Here is a 21,842-nt window from a genome sequence, read left to right as displayed (position 1 = left end):
GATTTTCATTATCGTTGTCAACTAAAAAAATAAAAAGTTTACAAAAAAATAACCCCTTTACAAGGGGTTATGCCATTTTTTCTCCTGATTCTTCTTTAAAAAAGCTCTTCATCGCATGAAATACATCTGCTTTTTGCTTTAAAATATAATATCTGAAATTCTCGTCTTTAATATTTTTATATGCTGACATAAGCGTACTGTGGCGGTTGTACTGGTTTAGTTAGCAGGGATGTACCCATCGCATAATAGTTGTATGAGCTAGGGGTAACCCTCGTTCCTCCATCATTTCCACCAAATCACGAAAGCTTAAGTTGTACCGTAGGCACCAACGTACAGTTAACACGATGATGTCCGGTTGATAATGTTTCCACTTAAATAAATTCTCCTTTTCGATACTGATCACACACCTTTTATAGAGTAGTACTATCAGTATGTCCAAGATTTAGAGATTCCTGGAGTTTTTGCACCAGAACCTTAATGCTTATAATTTGAATCCCATATACGAAGACGTTCTCTTCCTCGCTCTAAATTTAGATTTTTCTCAGAAATAGTTATCTCTTCTAACAGTTTATATAGTTCAACTATATAATTATCTAGTAATCCATCATCAGCTATATTCATAAAATCAATATCTTCTAAAATATTATTAAAAATAGCATCTCCGTTATCAGATAGTTTAGATGTTATCTCTTCAAACTCAATATCGTCATCGGGATCATTTTTCCCCTTATTAAGGACCATAATTAAATGATATATGACATTGATAGCTTCTTCTCGCTTAAGACTTTTGATTACTGTAAACATTCCTTAAAAACCCCCCCTTTTAGTTTAAATCAATTAAATGAAACATGTTTCCATCTAATTGCTCTATAAGAAATTCTTGTGAAAAAATTCCTGCTTTTTTACTTTGAGGAACAATTTTAATGTTCTGTATGACTTTATTTGCTGGTATAACATATATAATTGGCTTAAAGTGTTGCACCTCAGCTGCATATATTATCTCAATAATTTCTTGTTCTTGATCCATTGTAATAATACCTTTTTGTCTATTTATACTTGCCCCATTTATAAGTCCAGCTTTATGTTTTGCTATGGTTGGTCCCATCTCATTTTTTTGTATCTCTTTAGAGTAATTTTTATATATTTCATATGGATTAGCCGAAATGGGATTTGTTATAGCTGGGTTAAAACTTGGTGCACACCATACATAATGCAAATTATTAAAATATATCCCTGCAATCATATTACTTATTAGAGTAGATGTTGAATAATACAAATCATGCTTTAAAACCGTCTGTTGAACCATAGGCTTGGTTAATATAGCGGTAGTTGTTGATTTATCCGTCGGGACAGAAGTTTGTATCTCATCCGTAATTTTTGGTGGTTGCCTAACCTTCTGCAATGAACCTAAGCCTTCAAGTTTCATATTTATTAAGCTATTTGAAATTAATTGATTAGCAGTCGACTGCCAACTAAATTTACTTAATTGTACTTTCAAATTTTCAGCATTCATTCTAGCTCTGTTTAGATTTTGTTTAATCTCTGATAAAGCTTCAGATACTCTTGAAAGATCTTTTTCAAAATTCCCGGTTATTTTCACAGGAAAAAGGCATCCAGTTCCTGCCCCACCTAATAAATTATCTATGAACTTATATAACCCTGTGTCAATAGATAATATAAGTGGGACTTCAGCAGATATGGCTTCCCAGCCTGCTAAACCATAACCTTCATGGGTTGAAAGCATCATACTGGCACATTGAGTTTTTAGTAGATTATAGATTTCACTTCTATCTATATAGGGTAAACCATTTATAGTACACAATTTCTCCCCATATTGATACCCGATCTCAAATAATTCCGTTTGCTTTTCTTTTATTTTATGATTATCTAAACCAATAATTGTGAGCTCGGAATTATTAATCTTCTCATCTTTACACATTTGAGAAAAAGCAGCTACTGCCAGTTTTCCTTGCTTAATGATTTCATCTTCATTACCTAATCTACCATATGAAATGGCCTTGAATGGACTAGAAATATTAACATTTTTAAGATTTGCTAAACCTGGAATTAACTCGATTACTTCTTTTTCAATCTCGACTTCTTTCAACATATTTTCTACGGAATTCTTTAAAAAAGGACCCACCGCATATACTAAGTCACATGTTGTAAAGATTTTTTTTTGTTGCTTATGTTTAGAAAGTGTCGCATTTCCATCATTTGTTTTAGATGTATAATAACTCAAATAATCCATATGGTGGATAACTCCACTCAAACCCTTTACATCCAAATAATCTCGATACATATTACAACATTCAATAGCTTCATTACCTGTAATGATATCATGTCCAATCCAAAAGCTTATATCTTCATGATTATCATCCCTAAGAACTTTAGTAATGGATACAGCGTTAAATCTTTCACCAGTTTGATACAATATCACACCATTTTTCTGTGCATCATTTATTTCTTCAGCAGTGGCCTTCTCAACAATACATATGGGCAAAACGCTGTCTTTACAATGTTCTCCAACAGCACACACAAGATCATAATTAAAGGCATTCACTCCTCCATGTTTCGCCCCCCATCCACTTGCAATAAATACTATTTTTCTCATAAATTCCCTCCCTGAATACTCTATATAAAGTTTATTATAAAAATGTAAACGTCAAGTAACTCCAAAATATACGACAAAAGTTGTTTTTTGGGGGTTACTTTTTGTTTGCTTCACTTTCTTTCTCCGCCTCATTAACCAGTTCTAAAGCGAGTTGATTATTAAGTGTTTTTTCACTAGACGTACTAAACAGTTTTTGTTGACTAAGACGAAATTGTTCTTCATATCATCTCACTTTTGCCGTGAGTTCCTCTACTTGAACTTGAAGTGATTCAATTATGGGTTGTTTTGAATTTGAAGATGTATTTTTCATAGATAAATCCATTCGACAAAATCATCCAAATTCCTTTTTCATATATGACTTTTATAGAATCTTTCTCACAAGTACAGCTTGATTCCCTTGTATTTGGTGAAAAGTAAATACAGCAAGAGGCCATCTTATGCTTCTTGTTACATTTCCTCCTAATCATCCATATAAATGAATGACTTACTTATGATAAATTTGCAGTTGTTGTTCTTCGTTAAAACAAAATGAGAATTCTGGATGTTTTTCTGGATGTTTTTCTGCTTCTTTCTTTGTTCCTATAAAGAATTGTGAATATTCCAATCCCGATTCCGATACTTCTGATGCATTGTGAATATCTTTGCCTTCCTCTAACCTCTGAACTTGGTTTCCGTTTTTGTCTACATAATAGTATTTTACATTATGCCACCCAGAATCATGTTCATTTGCCTTACCAAACGTTTTATTCAATGATGTTTTCAATATTCCATCTTTAGTTACTCTATATATAATTTTCTTATCTTCAATTTTTAGGGGTGGTGCATCCTTGAAGTTATAAAAGACACCTATGCATCCTTTGTAACCATCAGGTATCAAATAGACCTTATTTGTGGCAGACTTATACATATCATGCATCCAAACACAGGCAGTACCTAGAATGATAGCACAGACAAAAAGGGCTATTCCAGCATAAGCATATCTATTCTTACAGATAAAGTACCATGCCAAAAATATAAACAGTATGAGGAGTGGTATCGCTTCAAATTTCGCCTTATCCATGTGGCTCAAACAAGAACTTTTAGGTGTAGTTATTGCTATTATTTTATTATTAATTGCTGCATGGACTACAAAACAGCCTACAGACAACCAGCATAAATGAAAAAAATAACTTAACATGGTAAAATAATATTTGGGTGGGAGTCCAATGTTATTAAAATTAAAGTGGTTATCAAGTCGGAGGAAGGCACCTTAGGGTGTCTTTTCTTTTTAAAATATATAAGCACACCATCCCTTTCCTAATAGGGGGCCCGCCACATGCCCATCAACTTAAGAATTTTATAATGCCCCAAAACAAAAAATCTACATTTTCATCTTGAGGTGTTAATCTTCTACGTCTTTGAATATTTTCTTTCCTTAGCTTGCTGTTGATAAGTCTGTACTCCTAGTAGTAAAACGTTTTTTTACTTATAATGGGATATGTAACTTAATTAATTAACAAGGAGAATGGAAATCAGTTGCCCATACAAATGGCATTCCAATCTTTCTCGTTTTATCTTTTTACAATGATGAATATGAAAGAATGATTTCCATGTTTTAAATAAAATCTCGATTTGCCAACGTAAAGAATACCAATCATGCACTTGTCCCATCGGGACAATCTCTATAGGCGTGTTTGTCATATATACATTGATACCACTGAGTCGTTTGCTACGGGGAGAATACTTCATTCCTTTCTTTTTTTCTCGTATAGCTTAATCCTGCAATCGTTTTTGTTGCTGTTCTTCTGTAAGTCGATGAACAATGACACGAGCTGGTACTTTATCGACCATTCCTACATAAGCATCAGATATTTCATATATTTGTCCTGGCTGAAGAGAATTCATTACTACCTCCATATCTACCTGTTTATATTCTGCTCCCTTCTTTAGTTTTCCATTTTGATAATAAGTAGGATTGGGATTTTTTTGATAAATACGTGTATTAGATTTAATGCGAGAAATATAGTAAGCCTTTTTATCCTGTATATATTGAAGATCCTTCAGATGAAAATAGCCTAAATCCCGAATACACAAATCATTTTCTTTTACAGTGGGTACTCAAAGGGAACCGTAAGTACGATCATGTTGTTTCCCCTGGTCCTGTATGAATATGTAGAAAATGCCCACTTAAAAGATCATACTCAAGTTGAATTTTCATTCCTGCAGTATGGCTACAACCTCCCGCACCAGGATAAACGAAAGAAAATATATTCGGAAGTTGAAAAGCCGTAGAATCTAGAATGCGAATACGCTTAAAAATAGAAGTACATGGAGAAGCAATTGACATAGATGAAGTTAATTTTTTGTTTAAGAGCTCAGCTAAGATGTGTTGTAAAAGTTGTACAGCGGCTGGATTAAATTGTTGATTCAGTCCCTCAGGACTGATAAGTATTTCAAACAACTAGATAGCTGAGCTAAAGAAGTTGTCGCGACATTTTGACTCATCCATACACATAAAGCGACTAAATCTTGTGCTTGATATTTACTAATCCGCTTTACAAAACCAACACTTCGCGCAATAGACCGTAAGGTGTTTGGAGATAGGGCACTTTGAATCTCTTGAGCAAATAATTGTAATTCGTCAGACACAGAAACAGACATAAAAAACGCCATCCTTTCCTATGATTCTACAAAAAGAATAGCGTATTTTTTCATTTTAGGGGGTATTTTGTTTTGTTAGCTTGATAGCGATGGGGTACCACCAGCATTTCGGAAAAAAACCACGCTAAGCAAAAAATACAATAAGCTGTCCATATGGACAGCTCATTTACATAATTCTCGTTATCGGCATTGAAAAAGGATCTTCGAATTAGAAGATCCTCTTTTTGTACTGCTTATTTATTTAACGCCCTTTAGTAATTTTAGTTTTTTGGTTTTAATTGCATTTTTCTATATAGTTTTAAGCATTCAAGCAAGTATTGTTCTTCATCACTCGTCATCCCTAACTGGAATTCCTCTGCTTCACTATCTATTTTTCTTTGAACGGGGTCGAATGGAAGGAACGTTTGTATGAATATTTCTTCTGTTACTTCTTTCTCAAATATGCTTCTCATGTTCTCATAATTAAAACAATGACTCAAATCTTCTTCAATTGTTTCATCAAAATAAGTAACAAAATAAGGATAAAGTTCATCTTTATACATATCAAAAATAGTCGAGATAAAACCGAAAGTCAGATTAGAAACATCTTTAACTAAATCGTTTTCATTTATATTTTTATTTTGCTTTATATGTTCAATTAATGGTGTTAGGACAAACCTTATTGGATCTGCCCCAATAGTTTTTGCTAACGCAATATTAACTTCTACAGAAGGTGCTTCAACTTTCCCATTCTGAAGATTACTTAAGTATGATTTATTTTTATTAAACCCTTTTTTTCTTAGCTCATTTTCTATTTCACTTAAGCTTAAGTTTGATTTTTCAATGTACTCTTTTAGGATTTCTGAATATCTGCTCATTAAAATTCACCCTATTATTTTTTTTTATAACGAACGTTATTGATTCGGACAACGAAATGAATTATAATTTATTATAACAATCATTATGATTTTTAACAACAATCAAATAAATAAGAAGAATATGAAGGGTGATAAAGATGTTATATAAAAATGGATCTATGGAGATTGAAGTAAATAATTATTTAGGAACACTTGCTTTGGGAACATTCATCACCATAAGTTGTTTTCTTATAAAAGATGTATTTAAACCATTAGTTGAAAGAAAGGATTTACCAGATGTAATAGATAAGTCAAAGAACCTAGTTAATTTAAATGATTTTAAAACGAAAAGATTGAAAAATTATAAATAAAAATTACTTACTTTAGTTGAAGAAGATTCGAGCGTACCTCATGAATACTCTATACAAATCTAGTTTACATACGCTCTAATTATCGGTAGTAAGGAAAAGGAGGAACCCTACTCTCTCAAGGGAACCTCCTTTTTTCGTTCTATGGACCTATGCATTTTTTTATACATTCCTATTCTGGTGCGGTTTTAGGTTTCTCGTTTGTTGTTGGATCAACCAAAAAACTGTATTAAATCTTGCATGCTCCTAGGGGTCACTATATATGAACACTACGTATTTGACTTTCTCAATGACCAACATTACTTAACGTGGTAAAATAATATTCGGATGGGAATCCAATGTTATTAAAATTAAAGTGGTTATCAAGTCGGAGGAAGGCACCTTAGGGTGTCTTTTCTTTTTAAAATACATAAGCGCACCATCCCTTTCCTAATAGAGGCCCCCTCATGCCTCCTTACAGGGAGAATGATAAGGCATTTTTTATTTACCCAATTACCGAGCTCTCAAATGTTTGAAATAGTTACCTATCCCCTAATCACCGAGTATGTTTATTTCTCTAAATCACTGTCCATAATAATAAATAAAGACAAACCCTTTACCCTTAAGATACAAGCTCTTTCTCAAGAGTATCAAACTCGGTGATTAGGGTAGAGTGGTATACCACTCCCTCCTAATCACCGAGTAGTAAAAGAATCTTCATTTGCAGTTCAACCCAAATACCGATACATCAATAACTAAAAAACAGCCACCAATGTGATAGCTGTTTTACAAAATCAAGCTGATTTGATTTTTTACATCACGCTTTGAAAAATCGGTTCGTAACTGTAATGAAATATCATATTCGTTATGCTTTTTATTTTCTTTAATGGATACAGATTGAATGAGAGGTAATAAAAATCGTCTTTTATCCATATCGCTTATTTCTTGAAGCTTGACATCATCTTGAAATACTTCATTCAAAATATGTAACCATGTTTCTTTGCTTTTCTCGACTTTTTCTTTGAGGGTGATTTGCTGTTTAAAGTCATTGATTTGTTGTGTGACTCCATCTAGCTTTCTCTGTACATCCAAGCGATAAATCGCTAAGGACTTCAAAAAACGTTTATCATCGTTATTTTTCATACGCTGTTTGAGCTCTTCTGTAATATTGTGAAGTTTGATGGTGTAGTTTTCGAAGAGACGCTGATGCTTTTGAATATTGTTATTCAATTCTTGTATCTCATACTGAACTTTTTGTTCTATCGCATGATATACATTGTGAAATCCACTTATTTTCACATCAGTAAGTGTTTGATTCACTATTTTATCATGAAGGAGGTCTGCATCTATTCTTAATTTGCAGTTAGTGCAAAAATAAATTTTCCCTCCATACTGTTTATTTGTAGAACTTACTGTCTGTTGATTCTTTGTTTTCATTAGTTCATGGCACTTTTCACAAGAAAGCAACCCTTGTAGCAAAAAACTTGTTTTGTAATGTTTAGGAACCATGTTGCCATTACGTTTTTCTGAATAAATACGCCAACATAATTCCCATGTCGTTCGTGAAATGATTGGCTTCACATAGTGGTTTGGTGCTTCAATCCAAATATCCCTTGCATTTTGCTTTCCATCTGTTTGTCGGCGCCATGATAATAAACCACAATAAAAAGGATTAAGCACAATCGCCTTTACATTCTCTTTCCCCCAATCTTTTCCGCGGCGGGAACCGTTAGGAAGTGTATTAGCAATATACTGAAACCCATGACCATTTACATATAAATTGAAGATTTCTTTTACATAGCAAAGCTCTTCGGTGTGTTCAATAAATTGCTCACTATTCTTATCATATGTGTAACCAAATGGGGGCTTACCACCAAGCCATTTCCCTTGTTTTGCTTTGTTTTCTAGACCTGATCGTGTTCTGGCGATAATGGTATCAACTTCATATTTAGTAAAACCATCTTCCATAAGTTGCACAATCAAATCAGTATCAGTATTGTACACACTTTCGGTTGAACTAATAATGATGGGAATATCTAGTGTCTTCATGACAATACGTATCGTTTGATGCTCAAGAGGATCTCTGGCCAAACGATCACTTTTATAAACAATGACAAAATCAAATTCTTTTCTTTTTGCCGCTTCGAACATATTTTCAAGTTCTTTCCTACTTGTAATTTTATTTTTACGAGCGGAAACAGCCTTATCAAGAAAAGAATGAGTATGAATGCAATCATATTTGCGAATCACTTCCATAACGGAATTCAATTGCATATCCATATCTTGTTTATCCGTAGAATGACGGCCATAAAAAGCAGCCTTCATATTGGGTTGTAATATATGAGAAAGCTTCATGATGTTAACACCTCTTGAGTACGTAAGAATGGGTGTTTAAAAACAATTTCGCAGTTCTTTCCGTCGGTTTTAACTTGTTGTATTAAATCTTGAAAAAAGGAACCTAACTGTCGATTCTCCTTTATCTCGTCATAGGACAACGACATAGAGGATTGATAATTACTTATCTTTTCACGTAATTGCTTTACATCACTTAATTCCTGTATTACCTGTTCTTTTTGTTTTTTATATTTTGCCAGCTCATCATACAGCGCCATAATTTCGATTTCTTTCTGTTCCTTATAAAGTTCATCAGTTTCGTGATACCACGTATCTACTTTTGTAATTAACTTTTCATTCATAAGCTGGATTTTCTCTTCAATGGTTTGTATTTTCTGTTTTACTTGCTTCTTAGCATTCTGTTCATATCGATCAAATAATTCATGGAAATGAGAAGTGAGTAGGCTATGAAAATATTCTTTGCAGCGTTCAAAGACTAATGGTTCGATTGTACTCTTAAAAACGTAAACTGAAGAATGGTTTAAACATTTATATTTTAAATTTTCTTTTCTTCTAGCCTTTATTTTTTGTAATGGTTCATTACATTTCGAACAAATTAGTAAGTCTTGCAATGAAAAAAACACTTGTTCGAATACATAATCTTGATGAGTCTTTTTGGGAGATAAAACAGTGACAATACTACATGCTTTCTCCCATGTATTCTTATCAATAATGGAAAGTCTTTCATATTTACTAGTAACATCTTTACCAAAAATATTCATAGTACGCAATCCAATATATGTCGGGTTTAATGCAATTTTTCTTATATCAGCCGAAGTCCAAGACTTACCGTTTCCCTTCAAGCCTAATACACTACAAAGTTCTTTCAAGGATTCATATTTTCCCGATACAAGTTCTTGATAAATCCTTTTAACAATTTGTACTTGTTCATCAACCAATTCAATTTCTTTCGTTTCTTTATTCCATTTGAAACCATACGGAAGACGTCCTGGGTTTTTACCACTTTGGAAATTTGACTTTAATGTTTGCTTTAAACGTTCAATAATTTGTTCGCCTTCACGTTGGGCCATACCCGCCATAATTAATTCAAGATATTCACCAATTGGTGTGTAGTACACTGGCGGCTCATTCGGTGCAGTTAAAATAACATTTATTTTCTTGTTTCTTAGTATTTGATAAATTTCATAATACTCCATCACATTTCGAGCTAGTCGATCTCGCTTAAATAAGAATAAGGTTCCGACATCGTTATTGTTGATATCTTGTAGTAATTTTTGTAGGGCTGGACGCTTTTTCAAACTGACTTTTCGGGCTGATACCGCTTCATCAATATATTCTTCATCGATAATCAATGCCATATCAATGGAGCAAGTAAGAACTGAATTTTGTTGCATTTCGATTGAGTTTTCCTGAGAATCAATTGAACTTCTATAATATGCAACGGTCTTCAATTCAGGACCTCCTCTCATGATGTTCTATTTACACTGTATGTATCAAAAATAGCGGCTAGTCCTTATTAATTGCTTTAGCTAATTCTTTTTCAACAATCTGGATATACGCTTCAAACCATTTTTGAGCTGATTCTGGATCATGAACATAACTTACTGATGTAATTGTAATTTTCTTTTGCTTATTCATTTTATGTATTCCTTTCAATAAATCCGTGGAGGCTAGTCTTATGATAAATGAAATTGGTAAACACATTCGTACACTACGTACTCAAAAAGGCATTGGACTAAACACCTTTGCAAAACAGCTTGGTGTATCACCAGCTTATTTAAGTAATCTTGAGACAGGAAAAACAGATACCATTCAACTTTCATTATTACAAAAACTGCAAGATGAACTTCGTCTCATTACAATAGATAATTCTTCATTAATCCAAGATGAAACAAAATATAGAATTGCTCGCGCAAGCACCCTATTACATAACTTGATACAACAGGATAAAGCACTTGGATATTACTTATTAGAAACTTTAGAAAAAGGGATTGATCTATCTCCAGCCTCACCTACCTTCCATAACAATGATCAAGATTATTATTTACAGAACTAAAAAAGCTATTCACAATAAAAAACAATTATTTATGTTGATGAATAATTTAACGCAAAAAAGAAGAGCATACCTCTTAAGAAAAGAGAATGCTCTTTTTATTTTTCATCTTCTTGACAACTTACTGCCGCTTCAACTATAGACCGTAACACCGGATTTTTCTTTTCCCATTCTTGTTGAAACCATTCTTTTTGTTCTTCTTTTTCCATTAATGCAAGTGGTGAATGAATAATGACTTTTGTATTACCAAATTGAAATTCTTTCATCATCTCCCCCCTTGCATTATATGTATGCACGACAAGAAAAAAGACGAACTATCATTTTCATAGGACAAGTTATCCATACATATCCATAACAATAATAATAGACAAGCTGGTAGGTGAAACGAATGTATCGTCCAGAAGAACTTGATGTATTCATCTATTTACGTAAAAGCCGAAAAGATCTTGAAGAAGAAAAAAAGGCGCTGGAACATGGACAACATTATGATACACTTGAACGTCATCGGACTCAGTTATTAGAACTCGCTCACAAAGAGCATCACAATATTATCGATATTTTCGAAGAAGTTGTTTCTGGTGAATATATATCTGAAAGACCTATAATGCAAAAGCTTCTTCGGGAAGTAGAAACAGGCATTGCTGATGCTGTATTAGTAATGGATCTAGATCGCCTTGGTCGTGGTGATATGGTAGATCAGGGAACGATTTATCGTGTGTTTCGCTATTCAGAGACATTCATTATTACTCCAACAGAAATTATTGATCCCAATGATGAAAATCAAGAGTTAACCTTTAGTATAAAATCTTTAATTGCTCGAGAAGAATTAAAAACAATCGTCAAACGTATGCAACGTGGTAGAAGAGCGTCTGCAAAAGAAGGAAAATCTATCTCTCGAGTTCCACCTTATGGATACTTACGAGATAATAACTTAAAACTTTATCCTGATCCTGAAAAAAGCTGGGTTATCCCCAGAATCTTCGAATTAATGGCAAACGGAATGGGAAGACAGGCAATTGCACAAGAATTAGACAGGTTAGGTATTTCTCCTCCTGAAGGTGAATATTGGAATCCTTCAACTATCTCATCCATTGTAAAAAATGAAGTATATCTTGGTCATATTATCTGGGGAAAAATACGTTACATTAAACAAAACGGGAAATACATTCGAAAAAAGGTACCGAAAGAAAGATGGCAACGACACGATTATGCTCATCCTCCACTTGTATCAGAAGAATTATTTCAAAAGGCTAATATGGCCCATAGTAAACGATGGAGACCACCAACAATCAAAACAAAAAAACTTTCCAATCCATTGGCAGGCATCTTATTATGCGGATTATGTGGTCATTCCATGCTTTATCAACCTCGAAAAGATCGGCCTAATCCCCAAGTAAGATGTGTACAACCATCCTGTAAAGGAATTCAAAAAGGGGCCTCTTTAGTACTTGTTGAACAGCGAATACTTGATGGTTTAAAACAAATTATTGACAGCTTTGAAATACAAGAGAACATGTTACAAAAAAAGAAATCAAAAAATAATATTCTGCTACAACAAAAGGCTTTAGAAAAAAAAGAACAACAAACTAACGATTTACAAAAGCAAAAAAATAGACTCCATGATTTATTAGAAAAGGGAGTATATGATATTGAGACTTTTTTAGAACGACAAAAATCCATTGTAATCCGTTTAAAAACTACCCAAGAAGAAATTGAACAACTTGAGTATGAAATTAAGCATGTATTAGAAAGAGAAAAACATATACATGCTTTTGTTCCCAAAATTAAAAATGTATTAGAAGCATACCATGCGACTGAAGATATAGAAAAGAAAAACCGCCTTCTTAAGTCAGTGCTTGAAAAGGCAACATATTTGAGAAAAAAAAGCTGGCAAAGAAAAGATGAATTTGTAGTTGAATTATATACTAAAATATAAAACAACTTAAAATAAAAAACTAAGCTACCTATTTCCAGTTCTGGTGCCAAAAGATAATGAAGAGTAAAAATAATGATTCATTCCTAACGGAATGAATGTTTATGCGGTAAAACATTAATCAGTTGTATCTGCTTTTGGATAGACTGGGTTTTTATCAACTGTGAGGACACGAGGTTTTTGTGCAAAGATAATAAAATTGTTTAATTTTAAAGTATAGAAATACAATAACCTCCTGCCTGTTAACTTGGCAGGAGATTATTAAAGTTATTTAAAAATCCGTTTACTTCTTTCAATGTAAACAATTTTAAGAGCAGTAAGGTTGTTTGAAAACCTAATCGCTATTAACTAAGTAGATTCAATTACAACTTTACTTGAATAATCGATTTTAAAAGTTCAATCATTGGCTTATCGTTTATTCCAAGTTCTCCTTTAATAATAATTTGTAAGTTTTCTTTCTTCAAGACCTTCGCTTTTTATTAAATAAACATAAGTTTTGTCTATGATACTATTCAAATCTTCTAGATGTGCTTCGTTTATCATAAAATCTGGATTATTCGTTAAAATAATAAAACGTTCTTCACCATTAAATCGTTCGCTGTAAAAGTCGACTAATCCTAAATTATCGTATATTTTCAAGAGTTTACGACCATTGGATTTTTCGTAGGACTCAATTAATTCATAATAATCAACAGCCATTAGTCGATAAGATAAGCCATTCGGAATCAGTTCAAATTGTGCAATTTTCTTTGGTGGTTGCAGTGTAATTGTTCGTTGCTTATTAATAATTTCAAGACGTTTAGTTTTTTGTTCTTCAATATCGATTAGTTTTGCATTCATTTGATTGATTAGGACTGAATTTTTATTATCTACATTATCTGCTTGATACTGTAATAATCGCTCTAATACATCGTTGTACTGCTGTTTAAAAGTCTCTACTAAATAATCATGCATTCTGTTTAATTGAGATGTATGCTTTTTCTCAAGTATACTTTTATCTTCAAAAGCCAGTTTCAAGATTTGTTGTTGTAAAATAGGTTTTTCATTGATAGGTAACTCAGTTATATTCGAAGTGAATAGTTCCAGTGATAGCCAATATGGATTTAATTGAATAACTGAGCCGTCTTCTCTTTTAGCAATGTAGAATAAATGATTTTTCAGTGTTTTTCCGATGCCGTCTTTATAAACAAGTCGATATATATCTATTTCTAGATGCTCAGGGACATTATAGGTTAGTAAATAACGTTTAAAAGCAAATTGATCGTTATTTTTTTGTAAGAGCTTTTTAGCTAATGTGTATAAAGGATAGGTCTTAGTGACATAATGGATTTCTTCATTGCTATGTTCAATAAACCCTGTATATCGATAAGAATCATACATCGTTGTTTCTTTTGCAAATTGATCTCGAATAATTTTGGGGAAGCGGTCAATACGCTTCACACGATGTTCATGACTATCACACACTTTTACATTTGATTCTGTAAAGGCGTAACCCATTAAGTCTATATATAATCGATTAGGTACTTTATTAATTTCAATATCGAATTGAGATTGTTTGATCGCGGTAATATCAATAGATTCTGAATTAAACTGCATTTTTTTCATTGTTTTTAACAATTCTTTATGCTCATCACTTAATTCTTTATCCATTTTGGCGATGACATCATCTAGATGCTCACGGGATAAAATGGCTTCCTTCATTAAATCAGCTAAATTAATATCGCCATCTAATAAATCGCCCATAAAATTGTAGACAAGGTCATTTCCTAAATCTTCTTTCATCGTATCTAGCTTCTCTAATAATCGAGACATCACATAACCTTCACGTGTATTTGCCGCTACTAAATTAAAAATAAATACTTCATTTTTCTGCCCTATCCGGTGAATTCGTCCCATACGTTGTTCGAGACGATTAGGATTCCACGGGATATCATAGTTAATCATTTGATTACAAAACTGAAGGTTTATCGACTCACCACCGGCGTCTGTGGCCAACATAATTTGTGCATGGTGACGGAAGAATTCCACTTGTTTGCGTCGCTCATCCATTGAATAGCTTCCAACAATTTTAGCAATTTGTTCTACACGAGTTGCTAGTTTTTCTTCTAAATATTTTAGTGTGTCTACAGACTCCGTAAAAATTAAAATCTTTTCACCCGTATAGATTAAGCCATCTATACCAAATAACATTTCCTCTAGCTCTAAATATTTTTTCTCTAAGCCATATTTTTTTAAAGATGTTGTCATGATTAAAAGCTTTTTTAATTGTGCTATTTCTTTTTTTAATACTTCTAAATCAATTATATCAATAGATAGTTCCAATTTTCTTTCAAACATGTCTGATGATTCTGTTACATTTTCTTCTAAATTATTTTCATACAGCCTTTCTAACTTTTGCGTGTACTTCTTACGTTCCATTTCAGTATTGTCTAAAATCGCTAATAACTTTTTATAACGTCGGCCTAGCGATTTATGAATAGCTTCAATAGACGAACTTAATCGACGTTGCAGAAGCATCATCGCAAAAGCTGTACTGTTATTGCCAGCATTCATCGCACGATTAAAATGAGTTTGAACATATTGTGTTACAGCCTCGTACAAGTCTAATTCTGATTTGGTCAACTCATATTGAATTGTTTTGGTTGTCCGTTTTGGAAATATCGGTGTACCGTCGAAATTCACCATAGATTCTTTTAAACGACGTATAATAAACGGATTTGTTTTCTCTCGTAGCGTTTCACTTGCTGAGACATGGTTAAATAAATCCGGTTCAATGAGCTTCATTAATAAACGGAAGTTTTCTACGTCACCTTTATGTGGTGTGGCGGTTAATAATAAACAGTGTTCGGTTTTGGCTAATAGCTTTTCGCCAAGATGATAGAGCTTTGTTTTAGACGTTTTCTTTTTAATTTTGCCGTAAGAATAAGCAGCCATTTTATGCGCTTCATCCACAATAACTAAATCAAATTGAGCTTCTAAAATTAACCCTTTAATATCATCGCGAGTAGACCAATAGATTGAAGCTAAACAGCAATCGTTTTCGATGAACGGATTTGAACTGCCATATTCATTTAAGACAGCACGATTAATGATTTTAAAAGATTCTTGAAATTTTTCTGCCATTTCTTCTTGCCATTGTCGCAGTACTAATGGTGGTACTAAAATCAAAATACGTTGTACACTTTCACGAGCCTTTAATTCTTTAATTAACATACCAGACATAATGGTTTTACCAGCACCTGGATCATCTGCTAATAAGTATCGAATATTAGATGTCTGTAACACGCGACTATATACAGCCTCTATTTGGTGAGGTAGGGGAATGACTTTTTGGTTCCCTAAGGCACGTGTTTTGGAATACTTATCCTCTAATTCAAGCATTAAATGTATAAGTCGTTGCTGTATCGCTTGTCCCGTTAACGTTACTTTAGACGTAGTTGAAGTACTAAGTACATTAATTTTTTCTATATCGGATTTTGTTAATAGTTGTTCATAGTATTGATTCGTTTGCCTACCAATACCTTCTAATAAGTAGTATCCTTCACCAAAAGCGTCTAATTTCTTAATTTCAATTGATTCTGGAAAGAAAGGTCCATTAATAATATCTCCAATTTGCATGTTTGTACCTCCAAAAAAACCCCTTACTCTGGATGTGAGTAAGGGATCTTAGGATTTCGTTCGATAATCGTATCACGTATATTTTTAATGATTGTAAAGCGTTGTTGATCTAAATCCCCTATACGTATATGGTAATCGAATGAGAAAAAGATTGCACTACTATTTACAATATCTGTAGAAACCGTAAAGGCTTCATAATGCATCATTAATACTTCAATTATCAAAGCTTTAAGTATCGGATTTTGTATATCGATTTCAGATTTATTTGCTTGATATACACCTGGTTTTCGCATTGTGAGTAGCTGCCAATCTTTTGCAGAAGAAAAAACGGCACCAGCTGCGACTTCTACACGACGGCGATCGCCATATCGGTTTTTCATCTCGGAAACAATAAGTTTACTGTGTACTTCATCCGACATCTTTAACTGTTTTCCGATGTAATACATTTGCTCTCTAAAGAATGGATAGGCAATGCAGGTTAAGCAGTAATTTGCTAATCGTTTTTCAGAGGCTGTTAAATAGGGATACTCTAGTACCAACTGATCCCTTAAATCTTTAATAATCGGGTCAATTAAACTCCAAGTTTTCATCAACATCGTAATGGCATTTTTTCGAGATTTATCACCTTTAATAGATGTCATTAATTCTGTATCCAATAGGTTATACATATCCTTAGCGGAATGTTGTCGTAATAAATTAGCTGTTATATCAAGATGAGCTAGTTGGATTTTCTGATCAAAACCGACTGCTTTCATATTCGTACCTACTTTCTAGCGGTTCACTTTCACAAAGGGGACAATCACTTCTTCAAGATGAATGCCTCCGTGAGTAACAATTTTATCATCTTTTGCTACAAAAGCGTGATTATTTTTAGCTAATAGCACATTATAACCATCCGGAAGTCCTGGATGATCCCAAGGAATTGTTGTCAATGAATGGTCGAGATGTGTTTGGTTTCGAATATTTTCCGATTGATAAATGCGAGCCCGTTCGCCTTTAGAATCCACTGTTACACCTTCCTGAATTCGTCCTATACCGTAACATTCTACATTTCCATGATCAGCTGTTAAATACACATCAAATCCTTGTTGGACTAAGTCTGTTAACAGTTGTTCTAGATAGTTTGTAGATAGCCATGTTGAGAGCTCAGAAAACATCGTTTGATGGCCTTGTGTAGCACCATGCATAAATTGATCGATGACATCTACAACAGCACCATAAATACGAACAGAAGGAAACTGCATATAAGCAAGGGTAGACTGGTTATATACTTTTAATCCAAGTGATTTTTCATAGGCAATATTTTGTTTTGTAAATCCTACTTGTTCCCAAAAGTTAAACCAATAGGTCTTTTCTTTTCTTGTTGATTGAATGGTATCAGCAAATTGTCTAGGCTCTAATCCAGAGAAAATAGCTTGTCTTGAAACAGAAGTCACGCTTGGTACCCAAGCAAATACAGCATCCTCTTCAAAGGACCAAGCATTGTTAGCTAAATGCTGTTTGATTATATACCATTGAGTGAAATTCATTCCATCCATAACAATTAAAGCCACTTTACTATCTATTTTTCGTGCAAGATAATGTGGAATTTGATGAACCATTTTTGGTTTTGGTACAACAGGCAATGTACGTAGATTTGTATATTCATGTACCATCCAGTTTTCAAAATGATGGTTGATTTTCTGCATCTGTATGCCCCAATTAGTTGGTAATGCTCCATTGTTTAAATAATTGTATTGCATTCGCCCAATTTTGCTAGCTAAATTGCTCCATTCTTGTCTTGAAAGTTTTGTAAAGTCTTGGTTAAATAAAACTTCTACATCAATCGAAGGTGAGACTTCTCTGACTAGTCCTGGTTCCATCCATTCATCAAATTGCACATGATTAGGTACTTTAATTGGTGTAATAAAATGAGCAAGTCTTCGTCGAATCATTGGATCATCAAAATAAGAGAATCCATAATTAGGTGATGTTTCTGCAATTTGTTCATGACATTGCTTTAAAAAGTTATGAATATAATGTTGCCATTGTTTATTTAATAAATGGGTTAACGTACCTTTTGATTCAAAAATAGAAAGTAGATCCGTTGAAGTAAACGGATCTACTTTCTGCAAGTTTTGTTTTAATCGATGGAAAAATAGAGAAGGAAGACCTTCGCTAAATTGATCATAATAACGTATAGCTGCTTTTACAATGTTAATCTCATGACTGAATAGAGCAGCATCTAATTGATAAACAGCCGTTAATATAAAATCAATGGATTCGTTATAGTTTAATGGCTTGAATTGAGTAATAGAAGCATCTAATAATAACTGTAATGTTTCTTCTGGACAATACTGGATGACAGTAGGATCGAGAGAAGAAAAGATATTTTCCCATGATACAGACAGTCGATTGGCATCAGATAGTATGTCAAAAGGCAATTGATTGAATTCGTTTGTCTCGATTGTTACAATCCAAGTTGGTCGATTTTCACGTTTTTCATGACGAAAAGCGGTTTCGTATTGAAGACGAAATACAACAGGATCTTGATAAGTATGAATCATGGCACCATTTTGAGATATTACATGCTGAACAGCTTGGTGGTGGAATAAGCCATATTCATCTGAAACGATATATAGAGCACCTTTGCTTGTAAAATATGCTGCTAATTTATCAGCCCAATTCAATCCAATCTCCTTCTTTCCATTACATATCTAAACGTACCTGTGCATTGTCATAGTACATCAGTAATTTATCATCTTCTTGTATTACTTTCTCTGGTAAACGATCGCCTACTGTTACAATCTTCTCGTAGTTTTTCTCACTCCAAGCCTTTTTAAATCCTGCACGAATGGCCTCTGTTCGGAATTGTTTTAATTTTTTCTTGCTTGTACCAAGTTCTTCTACATAATTATCAAACTCACGCAGTAATGTTTTTTCACGTAGTTTTTCAAGGTCGGCTTGTTTATTCGGATCTGGTACATACCAACGATTCATTGCTTTTGTTTTAAGCTTAGCATCAATATTTTCCAAGCCACGGAAATCACGATAATTACGACGTAAATAACTTACAATCTGGTCTGGTACCGTCTCTTCTCCTTCAAAGCGTAAGAAGTTTTGGGCAAGTAATTCATCTAACTCAGGTAACTGCTCATGCTTCTCAATATGCTGAATTTCCTTCATAAACTGTGGATGCAAATCTTGACGCGTTTGAGGTTTGAATACTAATTTTTGTCTTAACCAATCGATTGCAGTACTTTCGTCAGAAATCAAGAGATTCATTTGTTTTAATTCACTATTTTTCAATCGATATTTATCATATTCTGTGACTTGTTCTTCTAAAAAGACCATTCCGTCTCTCATAGGGAATTTTCTTTCTATTTTTGATTGGAATTCTGCAGATGACATAGGGACTGGTAGCCCGTTTTGTACATAGAAAGCAACCATTCTATCAAATAATGCACGCGGAGTTCGTTCAACTACTATATTTATCTCAGAATTAGAAATAGAGTAAATAGGTAATTTGCTTAAATGCATACATACAAATTCCCAAGTATTTTTTTCAGATTGATTTATATGAGATATGTCTGTGAAAATGTCCTTTACAGGTTTATATGCTGTTATTGCTAAATCTTTTTTGACAGCAACTGCATGTACATTTGCATTATATCCACCTTGTTTTTTATCTAGCACCGCTACATTAGCAACTACAAATCCAGCTCGTTCTATTGCTTGTTGTAAACTTGTCCAAACTGATGCCTTAGTATTTGAAAATTCAACAGTAATCCATCGACCTGGTTTTAAGATTCTATAATGTTCTATTAAGCATTGTGTTATTAGCTCTTGATACTCACTAAGTGTCTTCATCTGAGTTTTATTCACTATAGCTTCGTCTTGTACATTTGTTTGAACCTTTAACCAACCCTCCCAAATTGTATTTAAATCTGAATAAGAAAGATTTGCACCAAAAGGAGGATCAATAAATATATAATCTACAGACGCATCGGGAATATTTCTTAAATCAGTGGATGAACTAGTCGATATAAGGCTACTTTGGGTATTCTTAATTACTTTTTTTATAGCTTCAATTCTTATTGGCCAATATTTGAATGGATTTTGTTCTAAAGATATAGTAGGTGGATGTAATATTCCTTTCATATTTCCTGATGCAGCACCACCACCACCATTAAAATAATTTGAAATGTGTAGATTACTTAATTTACTTAATCTCGTTATTAAAGATGTAAATAAAAATTTAGTTTTATTATCTTTACATTTATCCCAAATTTCCGCAGTAGTAATAAGATTACGTTTAGTGAAAAATAAATCGATACTTGTAATTCCTACATTTATCGGTTCCATAGTTTTATCGCCTTTTAAAAGGTTATTGTTTGGAATCCAATTATTAATTTGTATGTCACGTAATTTTTCTAATATTTTTAAATCATTAATGTCTGGCTTCTTCTTAAAACTTTTACTTCCTACATTATAGTTAATTTCAACTAATTGTTTTTTTACAGTATTATCAAATCTATCTGGTATTATATCATTACTTTTTGTCCAGGCTCTTTCTAAAACCTTTTTTTCTAATTCTTTCCCACAATTACTACAATTGAAATGTTTTAAAGCTTCGCCTTTCTCATGAGAAATCGCTTCATTCCAATATATAATTTCATGTGTACAATGTGGACATAAGTAAACATCGCTCCAAACAAAATAGTTTACATCATAATATTGCCCGTCTGTATGCAATGTCTTGTACATCCAACTATATTTTTTTTCAACTTCCCAAATTAATTTAGTAGCTTCTAATTCGAAAGTCATTGCATCAGCTTTTAAATTATACCCTTGCTGTATAAAAGTTGCTGCTGGACTAAGTTCATTTAGAATTACATTCCTTGGGCCAAATTCAACAACACCAATTTCAGAAATTATCTTCTTTTTATCATTTTCATTTAATAGATCACACTCGCGTGCTGCAACACCAGTCATTCCAGTTCCGCCAAAACCATCAAAAATAATATCCCCCGGTTTAGTATAATGCAGAATATACTTCATAATTGCTTTATGAGGAACTTTAGTATGGTAACTATGTGCTTTATAAATAGGGTCACTTTTTCCTTCGCTTACATCTGCATCAAACGGTTCACGATGATATTCTTCGTTTACATCACGACCATATTTTTCAACTTTCTCTTTTTCCCATTCTGCAATGAAGTTATTAATCCACGGATTCGGACATGCCGTATAATAAGGTGGATCTGAAAGTGCAATAATATCTTCATCTTCACCAATAGGGAACCCCTCAATTTGTTTTAGTTCCGATAGTTTTTTTCGTAGTTCATTACGAAAGTATTCTCTGCGTGCTTCTTCATTTTCAAACGTCATGCCGAAGCAGACAACAGGGGTGTTGTCTACTTCAGTAGTATTGTTTAAAAAAGAAAGCTGTTCATTATTTGTCATA

15 protein-coding genes and 4 pseudogenes are annotated in these 21,842 nt (G+C 33.2%); 3 read left to right on the top strand and 16 right to left on the bottom strand.

The genetic code is table 11. The features are described 5' to 3' along the window. Window positions 1-67: 67 nt before the first annotated feature. The 8 genes and pseudogenes from NSQ69_RS02910 to NSQ69_RS02875 all read right to left on the bottom strand — a co-directional run. A pseudogene (locus NSQ69_RS02910) lies at window positions 68-220 on the bottom strand (sporulation protein YhbH); the annotation flags it as partial. Between the two features lie 9 nt (window positions 221-229). Beyond that, window positions 230-394, bottom strand: a pseudogene (locus NSQ69_RS02905) (IS6 family transposase); the annotation flags it as partial. Window positions 395-474: 80 nt separating this feature from the next. Further along, complete coding sequence (locus NSQ69_RS02900) at window positions 475-804, bottom strand: hypothetical protein (RefSeq protein WP_341098921.1); 330 nt, start codon at window positions 802-804, stop codon at window positions 475-477. Between the two features lie 19 nt (window positions 805-823). Then, window positions 824-2,614: a glycosyltransferase gene (locus NSQ69_RS02895; protein ID WP_341098919.1), complete on the bottom strand. Its 1,791-nt coding sequence runs from the start codon at window positions 2,612-2,614 to the stop codon at window positions 824-826. A gap of 106 nt (window positions 2,615-2,720) precedes the next feature. Then, window positions 2,721-2,936, bottom strand: a pseudogene (locus tag NSQ69_RS02890) (transposase domain-containing protein); the annotation flags it as partial. A gap of 162 nt (window positions 2,937-3,098) precedes the next feature. Beyond that, on the bottom strand, window positions 3,099-3,674 hold the full coding sequence (locus tag NSQ69_RS02885) for a DUF6843 domain-containing protein (RefSeq protein ID WP_341098918.1): 576 nt from the start codon (window positions 3,672-3,674) through the stop codon (window positions 3,099-3,101). 437 nt (window positions 3,675-4,111) lie between these two features. Further along, window positions 4,112-5,254: pseudogene (locus NSQ69_RS02880) on the bottom strand (IS4 family transposase); the annotation flags it as partial. 260 nt (window positions 5,255-5,514) lie between these two features. Then, window positions 5,515-6,111, bottom strand: coding sequence for a helix-turn-helix domain-containing protein (locus NSQ69_RS02875; protein WP_341098917.1), 597 nt, complete (start codon window positions 6,109-6,111; stop codon window positions 5,515-5,517). Window positions 6,112-6,269: 158 nt separating this feature from the next. On the opposite strand from NSQ69_RS02875, the gene NSQ69_RS02870 reads away from it, so the two are divergent. Beyond that, window positions 6,270-6,461: a hypothetical protein gene (locus tag NSQ69_RS02870; RefSeq protein WP_341098916.1), complete on the top strand. Its 192-nt coding sequence runs from the start codon at window positions 6,270-6,272 to the stop codon at window positions 6,459-6,461. A gap of 762 nt (window positions 6,462-7,223) precedes the next feature. Here the strand turns inward: NSQ69_RS02870 and NSQ69_RS02865 are convergent. From NSQ69_RS02865 to NSQ69_RS02855, 3 genes are read right to left on the bottom strand one after another with little or no spacing between them, the layout of a single operon-like run. After that, entirely contained in the window at window positions 7,224-8,792 is a 1,569-nt protein-coding gene (locus NSQ69_RS02865) for a recombinase family protein (RefSeq protein WP_341098914.1), read from the bottom strand. Further along, window positions 8,789-10,243: a recombinase family protein gene (locus NSQ69_RS02860; RefSeq protein ID WP_000859340.1), complete on the bottom strand. Its 1,455-nt coding sequence runs from the start codon at window positions 10,241-10,243 to the stop codon at window positions 8,789-8,791. The genes NSQ69_RS02865 and NSQ69_RS02860 overlap by 4 nt, the downstream gene beginning before the upstream one ends. A gap of 55 nt (window positions 10,244-10,298) precedes the next feature. Beyond that, the gene (locus NSQ69_RS02855; protein WP_001041407.1) at window positions 10,299-10,430 is read right to left on the bottom strand and encodes a hypothetical protein; all 132 of its coding nucleotides are present in this window, start codon (window positions 10,428-10,430) and stop codon (window positions 10,299-10,301) included. A 40-nt stretch (window positions 10,431-10,470) separates the two neighbouring features. Here NSQ69_RS02855 and NSQ69_RS02850 point away from each other — a divergent pair, with 40 nt between their 5' ends. Beyond that, complete coding sequence (locus NSQ69_RS02850) at window positions 10,471-10,848, top strand: helix-turn-helix domain-containing protein (protein ID WP_000606613.1); 378 nt, start codon at window positions 10,471-10,473, stop codon at window positions 10,846-10,848. Window positions 10,849-10,943: 95 nt separating this feature from the next. Here the strand turns inward: NSQ69_RS02850 and NSQ69_RS02845 are convergent, their stop codons facing one another. Beyond that, on the bottom strand, window positions 10,944-11,111 hold the full coding sequence (locus NSQ69_RS02845; protein ID WP_000657777.1) for a hypothetical protein: 168 nt from the start codon (window positions 11,109-11,111) through the stop codon (window positions 10,944-10,946). A gap of 122 nt (window positions 11,112-11,233) precedes the next feature. On the opposite strand from NSQ69_RS02845, the gene NSQ69_RS02840 reads away from it, so the two are divergent. Next, window positions 11,234-12,781, top strand: a complete 1,548-nt coding sequence (locus NSQ69_RS02840) for a recombinase family protein (protein ID WP_341098912.1) — start codon at window positions 11,234-11,236, stop codon at window positions 12,779-12,781. A gap of 429 nt (window positions 12,782-13,210) precedes the next feature. Here NSQ69_RS02840 and NSQ69_RS02835 read toward each other — a convergent pair whose 3' ends face one another. The 4 genes from NSQ69_RS02835 to NSQ69_RS02820 form a co-directional block, all read right to left on the bottom strand. Further along, window positions 13,211-16,396 carry a DEAD/DEAH box helicase gene (locus NSQ69_RS02835; protein WP_001165451.1) on the bottom strand — a complete coding sequence of 1,062 codons (3,186 nt, stop codon included), beginning with the start codon at window positions 16,394-16,396 and terminating at the stop codon, window positions 13,211-13,213. 23 nt (window positions 16,397-16,419) lie between these two features. After that, window positions 16,420-17,064, bottom strand: coding sequence for a hypothetical protein (locus NSQ69_RS02830; protein ID WP_341098911.1), 645 nt, complete (start codon window positions 17,062-17,064; stop codon window positions 16,420-16,422). Window positions 17,065-17,166: 102 nt separating this feature from the next. Beyond that, window positions 17,167-19,065 (bottom strand): BREX-3 system phosphatase PglZ, encoded by a 1,899-nt coding sequence (gene pglZ / locus NSQ69_RS02825; RefSeq protein WP_001103896.1) that lies wholly within the window; start codon window positions 19,063-19,065, stop codon window positions 17,167-17,169. Between the two features lie 19 nt (window positions 19,066-19,084). Continuing rightward, window positions 19,085-21,841: a DNA methyltransferase gene (locus NSQ69_RS02820; protein WP_000183687.1), complete on the bottom strand. Its 2,757-nt coding sequence runs from the start codon at window positions 21,839-21,841 to the stop codon at window positions 19,085-19,087. Window position 21,842 lies beyond the last annotated feature (1 nt).

This window comes from Bacillus sp. FSL R10-2201, from assembly GCF_038008665.1.
GTDB lineage: Bacteria > Bacillota > Bacilli > Bacillales > Bacillaceae_G > Bacillus_A > Bacillus_A mycoides.
This window is presented reverse-complemented; position numbering and strand designations above follow the sequence as displayed.